Below are 18,968 nucleotides of genomic sequence, written 5' to 3'. Positions count from 1 at the left end.
AAGAGGAGAGAGTGTAATAATGAAGCAAAATGATATAGCTGAAGCTATTGCTTTTTATAACAGAAAACCTGAGACTTTGGTACGTCACATTATACCAGTCTTAGATTGTGACTTGGTTGTTTATCATCGTCCTGGAAACGCAAGTAAAGGCCACATTATTTTTTATCATGGAGCTTGTGGCCGTAGTCAGATGTGGGCCCACCAGTATGATGCCTTTGAAGGATTTGACCTCTACTTTGTCAATGTTAGAGGACAGGGTGAATCACCTATGAAAGTTGGTTTACCTGACTTGGAAGGCGCTGTTCAAGATGTAGATGCTATTTTGTCCTATTTCCAGCTAGATAAGGTGATATTGGTTGGTCATTCTTGGGGAGGGAATCCACTTCAAGAGTACACCTATCGTCATCCAAATCGAGTTCTAGCCTTGGTCATGGTAGATAGTTGGGGACAGCATCGTTACCTATCAGATAAAGAGAAAAATCGCATAAAATATAGTTCCCTTATGTACAAAACGATTCCTTGGAAGCTGATTGCAGATAAGAACTCAAAAATGTGTACAGATAATCCTATCACAAGAGAATTAGTCAAGACGGCCATTATAGAAACTGGGAGAGATGTTTTTTTGAACCTTGGAATCACAGGTTTTTTGGCTGTTCATGAGATAGAGGGTTATCATGGAAATCCTCCTATGCTATTAGTAAGAGGCGAAAATGATTTTCCCAAACACCTAAAAATAATCTACGATGGTATCATTGCCTTAAATCCCAATGCGCGTCAAGTAACGATTTCAGATAGTAAACACCAACCGATGAATGATCATCCTGAAGAGTTTAATCAGCTTATTGGTGAATTTTTTGAAGAAGTAGTAGGAACGTAAGATAAAAACTATCCAACTTGTGAAAATCCTTGGAACGTGTTAAAATAAAGGATAAGGATTTTTTATAATTCATTATATAGAACGAGTGGATTTCTTTATGAATAGGTTTGAAGTATCTACAGAAATTGGTAGTCTTTCTGTTACTTATCAAAAGCAAAAGAAAGTGTTAATTTGTTTAAATGGAGCAGGTTTGCTACCAAGTTATGAAAATTTTTCACTTATACTCGAAAAACTTCCGCCCACAATTGGTTATTTGACAATTGATTTTCCGAACACAGGTAGGAGTCCGATTCATGACCAAGCTGGAAAAAATCTAGATAATCTTGCAGATGCGGTTTATGAAGTACTTGAAGAATTAGGGATTTCTGAATATATACTTTGTGTACATAGTTTGAGTGGAATTTTAGCTTGTAAATTGCTCAACAAATCAATTAAGTGTCAGGCTTTAGTAGCAATTGAACCGACGACTAAAAACGTCATGTTTGCTGATTTTTCAGAAAATCCTTATCCAGAAATGGAAGAGCAAATGAGACTGATTGAAGAATTTGGTCCTGAACTTTATTTTAAGAACTTAACTCAAGCAACATTTAGCCCTGAAATTAATAAAGAAGTCTGGGAAATAATGCAAGAAAAAGGTTCAGAGTTGGAAAATCAAGATCCAGGATTTCAGATATCTGGAGAGATTACTGAGGAAGATTTTGAGAATGTATCTATAGAATCTTATATCCCTGTATTTATTTTTTGTCAGGCTTATAGAGAAAAAGAGTACAGAGAATCAGAATATTGGACTTCCAATACTAAACTCATTTTAGGAGGGAATCACCATTATTTACAGTGGTCTGAATCCGAAAAAATTGCGACTATTATTCGAGAATTGTCAGAATAAGATGGAAAGAAGGAGACTACAGGAGACAAGATGAACTACTTTAATGTTGGGAAAATCGTCAATACGCAGGGGTTGCAGGGTGAGATGCGAGTCTTGTCTGTAACGGATTTTGCAGAAGAACGGTTTAAAAAAGGTACTGAGCTAGCCTTGTTTGATGAAAAAGATCAGTTTGTTCAAACAGTGACCATCGCTAGTCACCGTAAACAGAAGAACTTTGACATTATTAAATTCAAAGATATGTACCATATCAATGCTATTGAAAAGTACAAGGGATACAGTCTCAAGGTTGCTGAGGAAGATTTAAACGATTTAGATGATGGTGAATTTTATTATCACGAGATTATCGGTTTGGAAGTCTATGAGGGTGATAACTTGATTGGAACCATCAAAGAAATCCTGCAACCAGGTGCCAACGATGTCTGGGTGGTCAAGCGAAAAGGCAAGCGTGATTTGCTCTTGCCTTATATCCCACCAGTGGTTCTCAATGTCGATATTCCAAATAACCGCGTCGATGTGGAAATCTTAGAAGGGTTAGACGATGAAGATTGATATTTTAACCCTCTTTCCAGAGATGTTTTCTCCACTGGAGCACTCAATCGTTGGAAAGGCTCGTGAAAAAGGGCTCTTGGATATCCAGTATCATAATTTCCGAGAAAATGCTGAAAAGGCCCGTCATGTAGACGATGAGCCCTACGGAGGCGGTCAGGGGATGCTGCTCCGAGCACAACCCATTTTCGATGCCTTTGATGCTATTGAAAAGAAAAATCCGAGAGTGATTCTCCTCGATCCTGCAGGGAAGAAATTTGATCAGACTTATGCTGAAGATTTGGCTCAAGAGGAAGAGCTAATCTTTATCTGTGGGCATTACGAGGGTTATGATGAGCGCATTAAGACTTTGGTGACAGATGAGATTTCCCTGGGCGACTATGTCTTGACTGGTGGAGAGTTGGCGGCTATGACTATGATTGATGCGACGGTTCGCCTGATTCCAGAAGTGATTGGCAAAGAGTCTAGCCACCAAGATGATAGTTTTTCTTCTGGCCTTCTCGAATATCCTCAATACACACGTCCCTATGATTATCGAGGAATGGTCGTGCCAGATGTACTGATGAGCGGGCACCATGAAAAAATTCGTCAGTGGCGCCTGTACGAGAGTTTAAAGAAAACCTACGAGCGCAGACCGGATTTGCTTGAACATTATCAACTGACAGCAGAAGAAGAAAAAATGCTGGCAGAAATCAAAGAAAACAAAGAATAAAGGAGAAACCTATGCAAGTAATCAAACGTGATGGTGAAATTGCTGAATTTAATCCAGATAAGATTTACCAAGCTATCTTAAAGGCAGCCCAGACTGTCTATGTATTGACAGATGATTTGCGTCAAAACCTTGCACAAGTCACTAAGAAAGTGGTTTTGGATTTGGAAGAAGCCAAGGTGGAACGTGCTACCATCAGCATGATTCAGTCTTTGGTTGAACATCGTTTACTGGGAGCAGGTTACATTACCATCGCAGAACACTATATTTCCTATCGTCTACAACGTGACTTGGAAAGAAGTGGTTATGGAGATCATATCGCAGTTCATTTACATTTTGAACAAATTCGCTAAGAAAAAAGAGTGGGATGAAGCAACTACATCTCACTCTTTCTTAAATCTATTTTTTTGGGCTGTTTGGACAGTTGAAGGGACAAATCGCAGGCGCTGAATATCGCTTATGCGGATAATACGGGTCACATTTTTGGCAAAATTTTTCACGATAATTTGCTGGCGCTGCTGATCGTATTTGATGATGTCACCTGTAAAACTTGTCTCAGACAAGATAAGGTGAACAGCGGTTTGTTTCTGGATAGCCTCTTCAATAGTGGCTGTAAGGGAGTTGCTTTCAGTCTGGTCTGATTGGTCATGTCCATTTAAAAAGTCATGTATTTTATCTAGAACTTGCTGGAATTTATGTCTCATAGTGGCCTCCCTTCTTTTATATCAATATTATATAAAATTTTCCTAAAATCTACAAGATTTTACGAATAATCAAATGAAAGCAAAAAAAGGAGAAGAAAATGGCAGAATTTACATTTGAAATCGAAGAGCACTTGTTGACTCTTTCTGAAAACGAAAAAGGTTGGACCAAGGAAATCAACCGTGTGAGCTTTAATGGAGCCCCTGCAAAGTTTGATATTCGTGCTTGGAGTCCAGACCATACTAAAATGGGTAAAGGGATCACTCTCTCAAATGAAGAATTTCAAACGATGGTGGATGCCTTTAAAGGCAACTAAGTTGTCAAAATGAATGAAAAGGATATTGAGTCATGACAACTCGATATCCTTTTTTAGTTAGCAAAGTAAGCTTGATTTTTAAAGCGTTGAAGTAATGGACGGCTAATAAAACTAATAGCCAGAAGTTTACCAAGGTCTGGAATGATAAAGGGAAGAACTCCCACAACAAGAGCTTTTTCAAATGCCATTCCAGCAAGAAAATGTAAGCTGAGAATCCCGCCGACAAAGACAAGGGCATCACCCAAGAGGTTTGCAAGAAAAATCTTGACAACACTACTCTTGCTGTTGGTTAGAGAGGATGTAAGTCCAGAATAAACAAGATAAAACCAAAGATAGCCTGCAGTAGGACCAACTAAAGCCTGAAAACCAGCTCCACCTCCTGCAAAAACAGGAAGACCGATAGCACCTAGAAGAAGATAGAGTCCAACAGAAAGTACAGCCTCTCTTGGTCTAAAGACAGTTGCAATCAAGCCGATTGCAAAGTTTTGCAGAGTGAAGGGAACAGGTCCAATTGGAAGACTGATTTGTGCCAAAACAGCAATGAGAGCAGCTCCAATAGCAGGGATAGCATAAATATGAGCTTTTTTCAAAATAGTTAACCTCTTTTCTGATGTATAGTAACTATTATACTCGTAGAGTAATTATTGTCAACCAATTTTTTAAAACAAGGTAACAAAAACTGTAACGGCCGATTTTGCTTATTGGTTAAGTTGGATAATTTTTTTGTAGATTTGTAAGACATTAAAAAAGAAGCAGACACATTTGTATCAGCTTCTTTTGTTTCGATTAACGCATAGTTACAAATTCTTCAGATGCAGTTGGGTGAATCGCCACAGTTGCATCAAAGTCTGCCTTGGTTGCTCCCATTTTGATAGCAACAGCAAATCCTTGAATCATTTCATCAACACCATAGCCAATTCCATGAAGTCCGACAACTGTTTCTTCTGAACCTGCTGTGATCAATTTGAAACGTGTTTCTTGACGGTTGTCAGTGCAAGCAGAGTACATAGACGTAAAGCTTGATTTGTAAACCTTGATTTGGTCTTGACCGTATTCTTTAATAGCTTGCTCTTCTGTCAAACCAACCGTTCCGATAGCAGGGTGTGAAAAGACAACAGTTGGAATAGTTGTGTAGTCCATTTTTGCAGTTGTTTTTCCGTTAAAGAGACGTTCAGATAGGGTACGCCCAGCCTTGATTGCAACTGGAGTCAGTTCTTTTTCGCCTGTTACATCACCTAAAGCGTAGATTCCCTCAACAACAGTATTTTGGTATTCATCCACTTGGATAAAGCCACGTTCGTTCAGAGTTACTCCAGCTTTTTCAAGTTGCAAGCCTTTAACGTTTGGACGGCGACCAGTAGCCCAGATAACTTGGCTAGCTGTGTGACTAGTACCATCTTCGAAATGAATGGTAATGCCCTCAGCAGTTTTTTCTAACTTAACAGGGACTTTGTGAGTATGAAGTGGCAAGTTTGTTCTTTCCATTTCCTTTACCAAACCTTCAACGATGTAAGAATCAAAACCACGTAAAGGACGATCACGACGAACAAAGAGATCTGTCTTGACACCAAAGGTGTGGAGTACGCCAGCCAATTCAACAGCAATATAACCCGCGCCTAGAATAGCAACTGACTCTGGCAATTCTTCCCAAGCAAATACATCATCAGAAGAGCCACCTAGTTCAGCACCAGGAACGTCTGGAATACTTGGATGGGCACCAGTAGCAATCACGATATGTTTAGCACGAATCAGCTCACCATTTACGCTAACAGTATGAGAATCTACAAATTCAGCATGACCTTCAATCAAGTCTACACCGTTGCGTTTAAAACTGCCATCATAAGAAGAACGAGCGCGATCAATGTAGGCTTCACGATTGCGACGTAGGGTTGCAAAGTCAAAGTTAAGATCAGTAGTCTTAAAGCCGTAGTCTTCTCCAAATTGATGGAAAGTCTCAGCGATTTGTGCCCCGTACCACATGATTTTCTTAGGAACACAGCCGACGTTGACGCAGGTTCCACCTAGTTTCTTTTCCTCAATAACGGCTGCTTTAGCTCCGTGTTCACCAGCACGGTTCATGGTAGCAATTCCTCCGCTACCTCCACCGATAGCAATGATGTCATATTCTCTCATTGAAAACTCCTTTATACTCTGTGAAATAGTAGAGTGTCATTTTTTGATAGTCATATTCTATCTTTTTTTTGATTTGATTGCAAAAATCTGCTACGTTCAAAAAAATTAAAGAAAAGGCTTGCAAAAAGGGAAAATAAAGTGTATTATATAACTAGTACAATGGTAATAAAAATAGATTCCGAACAATAATCAAATCCCGAAATGTCATTATTTCGTTCTGAACTGTTATTGTTTATATTTGCTAATTTTTATATAATATTGTTAAGGACTTTAAATCAAAAAGGAGTTTCATTATGAAAAAGAATGGTAAAGCTAAAAAGTGGCAATTGTATGCAGCAATCGGTGCTGCCAGTGTAGTTGTATTAGGTGCTGGGGGAATTTTGCTCTTTAGACAACCATCTCAGACCACGGTAAAAGATGAGCCTACTCATCTTGTTGTTGCCAAGGAAGGAAGCGTGGCATCCTCTGTTTTATTGTCAGGGACAGTAACAGCAAAAAATGAACAATATGTTTATTTTGATGCTAGTAAGGGAGATTTAGATGAAATCCTTGTTTCTGTGGGTGATAAGGTCAGCGAAGGACAGGCTTTAGTCAAGTACAGTAGTTCAGAAGCCCAGGCGGCCTATGATTCAGCTAGCCGAGCAGTAGCTAAGGCAGATCGTCATATCAATGAACTCAATCAAGCACGAAATGAAGCCGCTTCAGCTCCGGCTCCACAGTTACCAGCACCAGCAGGAGGCGAAGGAGCTGCAGGGCAAACTCCAGCTCCAGTCTCAGGAAATGCAGTTTCATCTATTGATGCACAACTAGGTGATGCCCGTGATGCTCGTGCAGATGCAGAAGCGCAATTAAGTAAGGCTCAAAGTCAGTTGGATGCCATGACGGTTCTCAGTACCCTGGAGGGAACTGTGGTTGAAGTCAACCACAATGTTTCTAAATCTCCAACAGGAGCTAGTCAAGTAGTCGTTCATGTCGTAAGTAATGAAAACTTGCAAGTTAAGGGTGAACTATCTGAATATAACCTTGCCAACCTCTCTGTAGGACAAGAAGTAACCTTTACTTCTAAAGTTTACCAAGATAAGAGCTGGACAGGTAAGATTAGCTATATCTCTGACTATCCTAAAACTAGTGGTGAAGCAGCAAGTGCAGCTACTGCCGCAGCAGGTGGGAATTCTGGTTCTAAATATCCATATACCATCGATGTTACAAGTGAAATCGGTGATTTGAAACAAGGATTCTCAGTAAGTGTTGAGGTTAAGAATAAGAGTAAAGCCATTTTGGTTCCTCTAACAAGTGTTGTGACTGAAAATGATAAGAACTATGTCTGGGTGCTTGACGAGCAGAAAAAGGCCAAGAAAGTGGAAGTTGGTTTGGGCAATGCTGATGCAGACAACCAAGAAATCACTTCAGGTCTGACAAATGGAGTCAAGGTCATCAGTAACCCAACGTCTTCTCTAGAGGAAGGAAAAGAGGTGAAGGCTGATGAAGCAACTAATTAGTCTAAAAAATATCTGCAGAAGCTACCGTAACGGTGACCAAGAACTGCAGGTTCTCAAAAATATCAACCTAGAAGTGAATGAGGGTGAATTTGTTGCCATCATGGGACCATCTGGTTCGGGTAAGTCTACTCTCATGAATACGATTGGTATGTTGGATACACCAACCAGTGGAGAATATTATCTTGAAGGCCAAGAAGTAGCTGGACTTGGTGAAAAACAACTAGCCAAGGTCCGCAATCAACAAATCGGTTTTGTCTTTCAGCAGTTTTTTCTTCTATCTAAACTTAACGCTCTGCAAAACGTAGAATTGCCCTTGATTTACGCGGGAGTTTCGGCTTCAAAACGTCGCAAGTTAGCTGAGGAGTATTTAGACAAGGTTGAATTGACAGAACGTAGTCATCATTTGCCTTCGGAATTATCTGGTGGTCAAAAGCAACGTGTAGCTATCGCGCGTGCCTTGGTAAACAATCCTTCTATTATCCTAGCGGACGAACCGACAGGAGCCTTGGATACCAAAACAGGTAACCAAATCATGCAATTATTAGTTGAACTGAATAATGAAGGAAAAACAATTATTATGGTAACGCATGAGCCTGAAATCGCTGCTTATGCTAAACGCCAGATTGTCATTCGGGATGGAGTTATTTCGTCTGACAGTGCTCAGTTAGAAAAGGAGGAAAACTAAGATGCAGAATCTGAAATTTGCCTTTTCATCTATAATGGCCCACAAGATGCGCTCTTTTCTCACTATGATTGGGATTATCATTGGTGTTTCATCTGTTGTTGTGATTATGGCTCTGGGAGATTCCATGTCTCGTCAGGTCAATAAAAATATGACCAAGTCACAGAAGAATATCCATGTCTTTTTCTCGCCTATCAAAAGCAAAGATGGTTCTTTTACCCAAAAGCAATCAGCTTTGACGGTTTCTGGGAAAGAAGAGGATGTTCCTGTGGAGCCACCAAAACCACAAGAAGCTTGGGTCAAGGAGGCTGCTAAAGTTAAAGGGGTGGACAGTTACTATGTAACCAACTCGACCAATACCACCCTGTCTTATAAAGACAAAAAAGTGGAGCGAGCTAGCTTGACAGGTGGAAATATTACTTACATGAAGGCGGTTGAAAATGAAATTGTTGCAGGCCGCAGTCTCATAGCTCAGGATTATAAAGATGTGGCCAGTGTCATTTTGCTAGACCAAGAACTTGCTAATAGCCTATTTGGATCTGCTCAAGAAGCTGTTAACCAGGTTATAGATGTTGGTGGCTTTAGCTATCGTGTCATTGGTGTCTATACCAGCGATGAGGCCAAGACTGCTAAGACTTTTGGTATTGGTGGACTTCCAATTACGACTAATATTTCTCTTGCCAATAACTTCAATATGGATGAAATTTCTGATATTGTCTTCCGTGTCAATGATACCAGTTTGACACCAACAGTGGGACCAGAATTAGCTAGAAAATTGACCGAGATTGCTGGTCTTCAGCAAGGGGAGTATCAGGTGGCAGATGCGACTGCAGCCTTCCAAGAAGTACAACAACTTTTTGGATTTATAACTACGATTATTAGTGCCATCGCAGGAATTTCTCTCTTTGTTGGAGGAACTGGTGTTATGAACATCATGCTGGTTTCGGTGACGGAGCGTACCCGTGAGATTGGTCTCCGTAAGGCTTTGGGTGCGACACGTGCTAATATTTTAATTCAGTTTTTGATTGAATCCATGATTTTGACCTTGCTAGGTGGAGTTATTGGTTTGACAATTGCGACAGGCTTAACCGCTATAGCTGGTATACTTTTACAAGGTTTGATTGCGGGTATAGAGGTGGGAGTATCAATTCCAGTTGCCCTATTTAGTCTTGCAGTTTCGGCTAGTGTTGGTATGATTTTTGGGGTCTTGCCAGCCAATAAGGCATCGAAACTTGATCCAATCGAAGCCCTTCGTTATGAATAAGATCAACAAGATGGACACTTGTCTATCTTGTTTTTGTATGGATTTCCCTATCGAAAATCATTAAAAATGTGATATAATGAAGTGTTAGAAAAACAGGTTTCATTTGCCTGGAAAGGAAAAATTATGTCTGAAAAGAATTTTTATATTACAACACCGATTTACTATCCATCTGGGAAACTTCATATTGGTTCTGCCTACACAACCATCGCTTGTGATGTCCTAGCTCGTTACAAACGCCTCATGGGCTACGATGTCTTTTATTTGACAGGTCTTGATGAGCACGGTCAGAAAATCCAGCAAAAAGCAGAAGAAGCTGGAATCACACCTCAAGCCTATGTTGATGGGATGGCAGTTGGAGTCAAAGAACTCTGGCAATTACTAGATATCTCATACGATAAATTCATCCGTACAACGGATGACTACCATGAAAAAGTAGTGGCTCAAGTCTTTGAGCGTTTGCTTGCTCAAGATGATATTTACTTGGGTGAATATTCTGGTTGGTATTCAGTCTCAGATGAGGAATTCTTTACAGAAAGCCAGCTGGCAGAAGTTTTCCGTGACGAAGCTGGAAATGTGACTGGAGGTATCGCTCCATCAGGTCACGAGGTTGAATGGGTCTCTGAAGAATCATACTTCCTTCGCCTCAGCAAATACCAAGACCGTTTGGTCGAATTTTTCAAAGCCCATCCTGAGTTCATCACTCCTGATGGTCGTCTCAATGAAATGTTGCGCAATTTCATCGAACCAGGTTTGGAAGACTTGGCGGTTTCTCGTACAACCTTTACATGGGGTGTGCCAGTACCATCAAATCCAAAACACGTTGTCTACGTGTGGATTGATGCCCTTCTGAACTATGCGACAGCGCTTGGCTACGGTCAAGATGAACATGGTAACTTTGACAAATTCTGGAATGGAACAGTCTTCCACATGGTAGGAAAAGACATCCTTCGATTCCACTCAATCTACTGGCCAATCCTTCTTATGATGTTGGATATTAAATTGCCAGATCGTTTGATTGCCCATGGTTGGTTTGTCATGAAAGACGGAAAAATGTCTAAGTCTAAAGGAAATGTCGTTTACCCTGAAATGTTGGTAGAGCGCTACGGACTGGATCCACTTCGCTACTACCTCATGCGTAGCCTTCCAGTTGGTTCAGACGGAACCTTTACTCCTGAAGACTATGTAGGCCGTATCAACTACGAATTGGCCAATGACCTTGGAAACCTCCTCAACCGTACGGTTTCTATGATTAACAAGTACTTTGATGGACAAATTCCAGCCTATGTAGAAGGTGTAACAGAGTTTGACCATGCTCTTGCTGACGTTGCAAAACAATCAATCGCTGACTACCATACATACATGGATGCAGTTGACTATCCACGTGCCCTTGAAGCAGTCTGGACTCTGATTTCTCGTACCAATAAATACATCGACGAGACAGCTCCGTGGGTCTTGGCAAAAGATGAAGCACTCCGCGATCAATTGGCAAGTGTTATGAGCCACTTGGCAGCCAGCCTTCGTGTCGTCGCTCACTTGATTGAACCATTTATGATGGAGACCAGTCGTGCAGTCTTGACTCAACTTGGTCTAGCAGAAGTTTCTAGCCTTGAAAACTTGAGCTTGGCTGACTTCCCAGCAGGTGTAACAGTAGTTGCTAAGGGAAATCCGATCTTCCCACGTTTGGATATGGAAGAAGAAATCGCCTATATCAAGGAACAGATGGAAGGCAACAAGCCAGCTGTCGAAAAAGAATGGAATCCAGACGAAGTTGAACTCAAACTCAACAAAGAAGAAATCAAGTTTGAAGACTTTGACAAGGTTGAAATTCGTGTTGCAGAAGTCAAAGAAGTTTCAAAAGTTGAAGGCTCTGACAAGTTGCTTCAATTCCGATTGGATGCTGGTGATGGAGAAGATCGTCAAATTCTTTCAGGAATTGCAAAATACTATCCAAACGAACAAGAATTGGTCGGCAAAAAAGTTCAAATCGTTGCTAACCTCAAACCACGTAAAATGATGAAAAAATATGTCAGCCAAGGGATGATTCTCTCAGCTGAACATGATGGACAATTAACCCTTCTTACAGTTGATCCAGCTGTACCAAACGGAAGTGTGATTGGGTAAAAATAGACAGGACTAGTTCATGCTAGTTCTGTTTTTTTCTTTAACTAATATGCTTTACAAACTAGTGTGAAAGTGGTATATTATAGATGAAACTACTAGTAGGTATTACAAAATAGATAGAAGGGGGAAGGGATGAAGGAAACTCAACTATTAAAAGGTGTTCTTGAAGGTTGTGTCTTGGATATGATCGGTCAAAAAGAGCGATATGGTTATGAGTTGGTTCAAACTTTGCGAGAGGCTGGATTTGACACTATCGTTCCAGGAACTATTTATCCTTTGTTGCAAAAGTTAGAAAAAAATCAATGGATAAGAGGTGATATGCGTCCGTCACCAGATGGTCCAGATCGGAAGTATTTTTCGTTAACGAAAGAAGGAGAAGAGCGTGTCTCAGTCTTTTGGCAACAATGGGACGATTTGAGTCAAAAAGTTGAAGGGATTAAGAATGGGGGTAAACCATGAAGAAAATGAAGTATTACGAAGAAACAAGCGCTTTGCTGCATGAGTTTTCTGAGGAGAATCAGCAGTATTTTGAGGAACTGTGGGATAGTTTTAATCTTGCTGGATTTCTCTATGATGAAGACTATCTCAGAGAGCAGATTTATTTGATGATGTTAGATTTTTCAGAAGCAGAACGAGATGGCATGAGTGCAGAGGATTATCTAGGTAAGAATCCTAAAAAAATAATGAAAGAGATGCTCAAGGAAGCACCTCGCAGTTCTATCAAGGAGTCCCTTTTGACGCCAATTCTTGTCCTAGCGGTATTACGTTATTATCAACTACTAAGTGATTTTTCTAAAGGTTCTCTCTTAACAGTCAATTTGCTCACATTTTTAGGGCAACTTCTTCTTTTTCTGATTGGATTTGGACTTGTGGCCACAATCTTACGTTGGGGGCTAGTCCAAGATTCTCCTAAGATGAAAATTGGCACCTATATTGTCGTTGGGATTTTTGTTCTGCTAGTTGTTCTGGGATATGTAGGAATAGGAAGTTTTGTACAAGAAGGAGCCTTTTATCTTCCTGCTCCCTGGGATAGTTTATCTATCTTTACGCTTTCTCTAGTCATCAGTATTTGGAATTGGAAAGAAGAGATTTTTCGTCCATTTGTCAGTATGATTGTTGCCCACCTTATTGTAGGTTCTCTGCTCCGTTACTATGAGTGGATGGGAATTTCAAATGTTTTTCTTACAAAAGTTATTCCTTTAGCTGTCCTCTTTATTGGAATCTTTGTCTTGTTTCATGGGTTTAAGAAGATAACATGGAATGAAATATAGTCAAAAAACCGTTGCAAAGCGGTTTTTTGTTATTTATAATTTACCTTGATAGTTTTTTAGCAATATAGTAAAATGAAGGAAATATTTTATATATATTGGAGTTTAGAATGAAGAAAATATTTATATCTTTTGGGATTATTTCACTTTTAACAGGTTTAGTTTTGTTTTTCCTTTATAGAAATCATAAAGAGAGTGACATGCAGGAAAAACAATTAAATACGGAGGAAATTATAAAGTCAGACTTTTTAGATTTATCGGGAGATTATGTGTCTTCTACAGGTGAGAAAGCTACTGTTACTAAGAATAATCAGAATTGGAGAATTTCATATAATACAGACGAAGGTAATGTATTTGGAGATTTTTCTACTGATTGGAAGGAAGATGGCAACAATAGGTATTCTGCTACAGAATTTAATAAGTCAGACGGAAATAAGGATTTTAAAATATCTATTTCAGTTAATAATGTAGACGATTCGTCTAAAATTTTAAAGGTAATCACCTTATCTGACGGATATAAGAATCATGAAATGGTATTTGCTAGTAGGAGTGATTATTATAAAAGTAGTAAGGATAATGTTCTTCAAAGTGATTTAGGTACTTTTGAAGGGACATATTCTAATGACTACTTAGAAAAAGCAATTGTGGAATCAAATTTTAATTTGTATGGGTATAAGAGAGAAGATTACTATAAAGGGATAACTTCTGTTTTTCCAAGAGTGTCTTATCAAGATGGAGATTGGATTTTCTGGAGTGGTTCTACTCATGCCCAATTTGGGTTGGATAGAAGTAAAACACCGAAAAAAATTAATGATTATTATGAAGTGTATTTTGTAGGAGATAATAAAAATGCAAATATTGGGCAAGAATTAGTGTTAACATTTATCCCTGCTAATGAAACTGGACCAGATAATGACAAAACTCAAGAGAACAGAATACTTTATGGGAAGACTTATTTAAAACCTTATAAAGAAGCGTGGTGGGAAAAGTATAACAGTATTAGTTCTGCAAAGATTGATTTAGATATTGAAGCTATTGAAAATGGTGATATTTCCACACTTGTTGGAATATGGAAGAACGGTCGAGGAAATGAATTGATAATTAATTCTGATGGAACAACTGGGGATGGAAATAGGATTAAAGTAATCAAAGATTCATCTAAGAAGAGCAGTGTTCCGTATGTTAGTTTACAAAGTAGTAATACGAGTGCGGCTATTGGATTATTTAAAATAGGTTTTAAAAATCCAATGGGTGATCAATCAGATAGTTCACGGCCACGCTTAGTTATTACTCAATCAGCTGGAAATTATGATGAAGATTTTTATTACTATAAAGTAGAGTCAAGTGATATCCCGTAAAATAATAGGAGAATCATAGTCAAAAAGCCGTTGCAAAGCGGTTTTTTGTTATAATTAAATGAAGAATGTAGAATCAAAGGAGAAAAATTTGATGAGATACATAACTCTTGGTCAAGATGACAAAGAATTATCAGAAATTGTTCTCGGAATGATGAGAATAGAAGATAAGTCTGTAAAAGAAGTTGAAGAGCTTGTAGAAACAGCACTTGCTGTTGGAATCAATGCTTTTGACTTGGCTGATATATATGGTCTTGGTCGTTGTGAAGAACTGTTAGGTATTGTCCTAAAAAATCGTCCAGATTTAAGAGAAGAAATGTGGATTCAGTCCAAATGTGGCATTCGCATAGAAGAATTTACCTATTTTGATTTTTCTAAGGACTATATTATAAAATCAGTGGACGGAATTTTGCAAAGATTGAAGATTGATCATCTAGATAGCTTGCTCCTTCATCGACCAGATGCTTTGATGGAATCTGACCAAGTAGCAGAAGCCTTTGATCTCCTTTATAAACAAGGTAAGGTTCGAAATTTTGGAGTTTCTAATCAAAATCCTATGATGATGGAGTTACTTAAAAAAGATGTCAAGCAGCCGTTAGCTGTTAATCAGCTACAATTGAGTGCGGCTTTTACTCCAGGATTCGAATCAAGTTTTCATGTTAATATGGAAGGTAGTCAAGCAGCTATGCGAGATGGCAGCATTTTTGAATATTGTAAATTACACGATGTGGTCATTCAAGCATGGTCTGTCTTACAATTCGGGTATTTTAAAGGGAACTTTGTTGGAAATGAGAAATTTCAAGCTTTGAATCAAGTACTTGACCGTTTAGCTTTTAAATACGGAGTAACTCCTTCAACTATTGCCATTTCTTGGATATTGCGTTATCCAGCAAAAATGCAGGCAGTCGTAGGCACCACAAATCCTAAGCACTTGAGAGAAGTTAGCCAAGCGGCAAACTTTAGCTTAACAAGAAAAGAATGGTATGAAATTTATCTTGCAGCAGGGAATAATTTGCCGTAAGTAGAAGCAGATGTAAATAAATCACATTCAAAAAGCCGTTTCAAAGCGGTTTTTTTGTTATAATGAAGGGGAGAATTATTGATATTAAAGGAGAAAAACATGACATTTGAAGAAATTCTACCTGGGTTAAAGGATAAGAAAAAATATGTACGAACTGGTTGGGGAGGTGCTGAAAACTATGTCCAACTTTTTGACACTATCGAGCAAAATGGGGTTGCACTTGAAGTGACACCTTATTTCCTAATCAACGTTTCCGGGGAGGGAGAAGGGTTTTCCATGTGGAGTCCGACACCTTGTGATGTTTTGGCGACAGATTGGGTAGAAGTGAATGACTAAACGTGTATTGATTACGGGAGTGAGTTCAGGAATCGGCCTAGCACAAGCTCGCCTCTTTTTAGAGAATGGCTTTCAAGTTTATGGAGTTGACCAAGGTGAAAATCCACTCTTAGAGGGTGATTTCCACTTTTTTCAGAGAGATTTGACCTTGGACTTGGAGCCTATTTTTGACTGGTGTCCTCAGGTAGATATTTTGTGCAATACTGCCGGAGTTTTGGATGATTACAAACCACTGTTGGAACAATCAGCGCAGGAAATTCAAGAGATTTTTGAAATCAACTACGTTACTCCAGTAGAGTTGACTCGCTATTATTTGACCAAAATGTTGGAGAATAAAAAAGGATCCATTATCAATATGTGTTCCATTGCTTCAAATCTAGCAGGAGGTGGTGGTCACGCCTATACTTCATCTAAGCATGCCTTGGCTGGATTTACCAAGCAGTTGGCTCTAGACTATGCTGAAACTGGGATTCAGGTCTTTGGTATCGCTCCAGGAGCAGTCAAGACAGCTATGACAGCTGACGACTTTGAACCAGGTGGCTTAGCAGACTGGGTGGCGAGTGAAACACCAATCAAGCGCTGGATTGAGCCAGAGGAAATAGCAGAGATTAGCCTTTTCTTAGCAAGTGGGAAAGCGAGTGCCATGCAAGGACAAATTCTGACAATAGATGGCGGATGGTCTTTAAAGTAGGAGGATCTGATGGAAATCAAAAGACACTTTGGAGTCTACGCTGTTTGCTTTGAAAATGGGAAGTTACTCTGCATTGAAAAAACGAGAGGCCCTGATCTACATCGGTATGATCTACCTGGAGGCAGACAGTAACTTGGTGAAGGACTGACGGAAACGCTGACTAGAGAAGTTATGGAAGAGACGGGATTTACTGTTAGAAGCTACTCTAATCCTCGAATCTACGATGTTTTCGTCAGGGAAGAGTTAAAAAATTTTATGGTTCACCATGTCATGGCCTTGTATGATATTGAAATGAATGAGAGTGCACCTCAAGTTACGATTTCAGAAGCTGTGTCTGATGGTGCGAATGATTCACTTGGATATATTTGGATGGATATTCAAGAGATCACAGAAGAAAATGCATCACCATTGGTCTTGAAGGTTAAGTCTGAATTATTAGGATTTCCAGAACTTGACAAGACCTTGTATATGAATTGGAAGGTGAAGTAGGGGGATAATGGAACTATTTAAAACATGGAAGAAAAATATGGTTCTCTATGGTCTTAAATCTCAAATCGGAACTGTCTACCGAAACAGTGATAGGACAACAAGCTTTTATGATGTTGGGAATTTTCTATACCTAGCAGGGGAGTTGGATTCCAGATTTTGGGAAGATTTTGTTAGGAAATATGGTTTAGATTATAAGATTATTATTTCAGAAAATACCAATTGGCAAGATTTTCTGCATCGGAAAGTGGGGTTAAATTCTTTTACTCGCTATTCTTTTAAAGATAAGGCAAATTTTCAAGTTGAATTTTTAAATAATCTAGTTACTCATTTAGAGGAAGGTTACAATATTGTGTCTATTGATAATCATATTTATAACTGCTTTTCTGAGGAAGAATGGTCACAAGATTTACAGGGGGATTTTGAGTCCTATCAGGATTTTGTTTTAAAAGGTGGATTTGGCTTTGTGATTCTTAAAAATAATAAACTGATTGCTGGAATTTCCTCAGGGTTAGTTTATCGTGGAGCAGTTGAAGTGGAAGTTGCAACTAGACCAAACGAACAAGGAAATGGATTTGCTAAAAAGCTTGGTGCTGCAATGATTCTAGAGAGTTTAAATAGAGATATGTTTCCACTTTGGGATGCTCATAACGAGGCTTCCAAAAAAGTAGCAGAATTTTTAGGATATGAGTTAGTTGAACCTTATGAAGCTTTTGAACTAGAGGAAAGTTTCATGTAGTGATATATGATATTGTATCTTTTAAGACGAGGTGAATGGACATGAAAAACCAACTTGCCCTTAGTGGAGAAAAAATTCTTGAAAAAGTTTACCCACAACTATTTCACCACATTGGAATGATTCGTGGGGAGTATTTGTCGAGAGAGATCAACCAAAACATCCTGTTACCAAGTTGTCAGGAATTTGTAAAAGATTATCTAAACACTATTTGCTTCTTGTACTCAGATGAAGAGGTATGGTATCGTTTTTCTGAATTAACGAATACAGAAGCTAATTGTCTAAAGGGGACTAAAGAGTATTTTGATGAAAATCATCCCTTATTTGGATATAGAGGAACTAGGCGTTTGCTGGCGTGTCCGGATGAATTTCAGGCTGAAGCACATGTCGTTACAGAAGTTTATCAAAATAATCCCAATCTATCTATTATCTTTCCTTTTGTCAATGATGCTGAGCAGTTAAAGCAAGCTATTACAGTATTGCGTCAGCAGGGTTTTACTGGGAAAATCGGCACAATGATTGAATTGCCGTCAGCGTATTTTGACTTAGATAGGATACTGGAAACGGGCATTTCAAAGATTGTAGTTGGAATGAATGATTTAACTTCTTTTGTTTTTGCGACTGTGAGAAACAGTCAATGGCATGATATGGAAAGTCCAATAATGTTAGCTATGCTAAGAGATATGCAGGATAAAGCAAGGATGAAAAAGATTGACTTTGCTGTAGCAGGCTATCTGAATGTTTCTTTCATACAAACAATGAATCAGATGGGTATCGAATGCATTCTCCATTACAGCTCTATTCCAGAGATTTTTGATTTAGAAATTGGCTATCCAGACCATCTCAAACATATAAAAGAAGAAAGTAAGAAATTACAAAGGAGCGCCCATGACACCGCAAGAAATGTGGAATGCCTACAAGAAAATTAACCCCTCTATAGGAGATGAAATCGATGCTTGGGCTTTTGGAGTGGAACCAGACCTTTTAGCAGATTTGGTTTTAAAAGGCGAAAAAACAGCAACAGCATCAGCCTACGGCCTTTATGCACTAGAAGCCGAGTCTCTTCCTCAAGAAGGAACTTTTGATGTCATTTTAGATAGTCAAAATCAGGCTGTCTGTATTGTCGAAATTACAAAGGTTTCTGTCCAGCCCTTCAATCAAGTTTCTGCTCAACATGCCTTTAAGGAAGGAGAAGGTGACAAATCCCTAGCCTATTGGCGTCAGGTTCATGAGGATTGTTTCGCCGAGTGGCTGAGAGAAGCAGGACTGACTTTTACACCTGAAAGCAAGGTTGTTTTAGAAGAATTTCGCAAGGTCTACCCACTGTAGATTGCTAGAAG

General features: G+C 39.1%; 22 protein-coding genes and 1 pseudogene. 20 read left to right on the top strand and 3 right to left on the bottom strand.

Annotated features, from left to right (window positions below):
* Positions 1-19: 19 nt before the first annotated feature.
* From FQT24_RS04250 to FQT24_RS04230, 5 genes are all read left to right on the top strand, one after another.
* Positions 20-877: an alpha/beta fold hydrolase gene (locus FQT24_RS04250; RefSeq protein ID WP_143952274.1), complete on the top strand. Its 858-nt coding sequence runs from the start codon at positions 20-22 to the stop codon at positions 875-877.
* Positions 878-974: 97 nt separating this feature from the next.
* Complete coding sequence (locus FQT24_RS04245) at positions 975-1,763, top strand: alpha/beta fold hydrolase (RefSeq protein WP_143952273.1); 789 nt, start codon at positions 975-977, stop codon at positions 1,761-1,763.
* 30 nt (positions 1,764-1,793) lie between these two features.
* Positions 1,794-2,312, top strand: coding sequence for a ribosome maturation factor RimM (gene rimM / locus FQT24_RS04240; protein WP_057487241.1), 519 nt, complete (start codon positions 1,794-1,796; stop codon positions 2,310-2,312).
* Entirely contained in the window at positions 2,302-3,021 is a 720-nt protein-coding gene (gene trmD, locus FQT24_RS04235; RefSeq protein WP_143952272.1) for a tRNA (guanosine(37)-N1)-methyltransferase TrmD, read from the top strand. The genes rimM and trmD overlap by 11 nt, the downstream gene beginning before the upstream one ends.
* A gap of 11 nt (positions 3,022-3,032) precedes the next feature.
* Positions 3,033-3,371: an ATP cone domain-containing protein gene (locus FQT24_RS04230; protein WP_001196038.1), complete on the top strand. Its 339-nt coding sequence runs from the start codon at positions 3,033-3,035 to the stop codon at positions 3,369-3,371.
* Positions 3,372-3,401: 30 nt separating this feature from the next.
* Here FQT24_RS04230 and FQT24_RS04225 read toward each other — a convergent pair whose 3' ends face one another.
* Positions 3,402-3,722 carry a hypothetical protein gene (locus FQT24_RS04225; protein WP_143952271.1) on the bottom strand — a complete coding sequence of 107 codons (321 nt, stop codon included), beginning with the start codon at positions 3,720-3,722 and terminating at the stop codon, positions 3,402-3,404.
* Positions 3,723-3,820: 98 nt separating this feature from the next.
* On the opposite strand from FQT24_RS04225, the gene FQT24_RS04220 reads away from it, so the two are divergent.
* Positions 3,821-4,036 (top strand): YdbC family protein, encoded by a 216-nt coding sequence (locus FQT24_RS04220; protein WP_000807422.1) that lies wholly within the window; start codon positions 3,821-3,823, stop codon positions 4,034-4,036.
* Between the two features lie 53 nt (positions 4,037-4,089).
* Here FQT24_RS04220 and FQT24_RS04215 read toward each other — a convergent pair whose 3' ends face one another.
* Both FQT24_RS04215 and gor read right to left on the bottom strand, forming a co-directional pair.
* Positions 4,090-4,626 (bottom strand): biotin transporter BioY, encoded by a 537-nt coding sequence (locus FQT24_RS04215; protein WP_143952270.1) that lies wholly within the window; start codon positions 4,624-4,626, stop codon positions 4,090-4,092.
* Positions 4,627-4,822: 196 nt separating this feature from the next.
* Positions 4,823-6,169: a glutathione-disulfide reductase gene (gene gor, locus FQT24_RS04210; RefSeq protein WP_143952269.1), complete on the bottom strand. Its 1,347-nt coding sequence runs from the start codon at positions 6,167-6,169 to the stop codon at positions 4,823-4,825.
* Between the two features lie 290 nt (positions 6,170-6,459).
* Here gor and FQT24_RS04205 point away from each other — a divergent pair, with 290 nt between their 5' ends.
* The 14 genes and pseudogenes from FQT24_RS04205 (at position 6,460) to FQT24_RS04140 (ending at position 18,957) form a co-directional block, all read left to right on the top strand.
* Entirely contained in the window at positions 6,460-7,668 is a 1,209-nt protein-coding gene (locus FQT24_RS04205) for an efflux RND transporter periplasmic adaptor subunit (protein WP_185952580.1), read from the top strand.
* Positions 7,652-8,353 carry an ABC transporter ATP-binding protein gene (locus FQT24_RS04200; protein ID WP_000811472.1) on the top strand — a complete coding sequence of 234 codons (702 nt, stop codon included), beginning with the start codon at positions 7,652-7,654 and terminating at the stop codon, positions 8,351-8,353. Before FQT24_RS04205 ends, FQT24_RS04200 begins: the two co-directional genes overlap by 17 nt.
* Position 8,354: 1 nt before the next feature.
* Positions 8,355-9,614 carry an ABC transporter permease gene (locus FQT24_RS04195; protein WP_143952267.1) on the top strand — a complete coding sequence of 420 codons (1,260 nt, stop codon included), beginning with the start codon at positions 8,355-8,357 and terminating at the stop codon, positions 9,612-9,614.
* Between the two features lie 123 nt (positions 9,615-9,737).
* Positions 9,738-11,735: a methionine--tRNA ligase gene (gene metG / locus FQT24_RS04190; protein ID WP_143952266.1), complete on the top strand. Its 1,998-nt coding sequence runs from the start codon at positions 9,738-9,740 to the stop codon at positions 11,733-11,735.
* Positions 11,736-11,867: 132 nt separating this feature from the next.
* On the top strand, positions 11,868-12,194 hold the full coding sequence (locus FQT24_RS04185) for a PadR family transcriptional regulator (protein ID WP_000665423.1): 327 nt from the start codon (positions 11,868-11,870) through the stop codon (positions 12,192-12,194).
* Positions 12,191-13,006, top strand: a complete 816-nt coding sequence (locus FQT24_RS04180) for a hypothetical protein (RefSeq protein WP_143952265.1) — start codon at positions 12,191-12,193, stop codon at positions 13,004-13,006. The genes FQT24_RS04185 and FQT24_RS04180 overlap by 4 nt, the downstream gene beginning before the upstream one ends.
* A 107-nt stretch (positions 13,007-13,113) precedes the next feature.
* The gene (locus FQT24_RS04175; protein WP_143952264.1) at positions 13,114-14,361 is read left to right on the top strand and encodes a DUF6287 domain-containing protein; all 1,248 of its coding nucleotides are present in this window, start codon (positions 13,114-13,116) and stop codon (positions 14,359-14,361) included.
* Between the two features lie 91 nt (positions 14,362-14,452).
* Positions 14,453-15,379 (top strand): aldo/keto reductase, encoded by a 927-nt coding sequence (locus FQT24_RS04170; RefSeq protein WP_143952263.1) that lies wholly within the window; start codon positions 14,453-14,455, stop codon positions 15,377-15,379.
* Positions 15,380-15,478: 99 nt separating this feature from the next.
* Entirely contained in the window at positions 15,479-15,715 is a 237-nt protein-coding gene (locus FQT24_RS04165) for a DUF2829 domain-containing protein (RefSeq protein ID WP_020900648.1), read from the top strand.
* Complete coding sequence (locus tag FQT24_RS04160; RefSeq protein ID WP_143952262.1) at positions 15,708-16,406, top strand: 3-oxoacyl-ACP reductase; 699 nt, start codon at positions 15,708-15,710, stop codon at positions 16,404-16,406. Before FQT24_RS04165 ends, FQT24_RS04160 begins: the two co-directional genes overlap by 8 nt.
* Before the next feature lie 9 nt (positions 16,407-16,415).
* Positions 16,416-16,895, top strand: a pseudogene (locus tag FQT24_RS04155) (NUDIX hydrolase).
* 7 nt (positions 16,896-16,902) lie between these two features.
* Positions 16,903-17,631, top strand: coding sequence for a GNAT family N-acetyltransferase (locus tag FQT24_RS04150; protein ID WP_143952261.1), 729 nt, complete (start codon positions 16,903-16,905; stop codon positions 17,629-17,631).
* A gap of 41 nt (positions 17,632-17,672) precedes the next feature.
* Complete coding sequence (locus FQT24_RS04145) at positions 17,673-18,557, top strand: putative PEP-binding protein (protein WP_185952542.1); 885 nt, start codon at positions 17,673-17,675, stop codon at positions 18,555-18,557.
* Positions 18,517-18,957: an ASCH domain-containing protein gene (locus FQT24_RS04140; RefSeq protein WP_143952259.1), complete on the top strand. Its 441-nt coding sequence runs from the start codon at positions 18,517-18,519 to the stop codon at positions 18,955-18,957. The genes FQT24_RS04145 and FQT24_RS04140 overlap by 41 nt, the downstream gene beginning before the upstream one ends.
* Positions 18,958-18,968 lie beyond the last annotated feature (11 nt).

This window comes from Streptococcus mitis, assembly GCF_901542415.1.
In the GTDB taxonomy this organism is placed as follows: Bacteria; Bacillota; Bacilli; order Lactobacillales; family Streptococcaceae; genus Streptococcus; species Streptococcus mitis_BL.
Note: the sequence above shows the minus strand (reverse complement) of the source record. Positions and strands in the feature narration are given on the sequence as shown.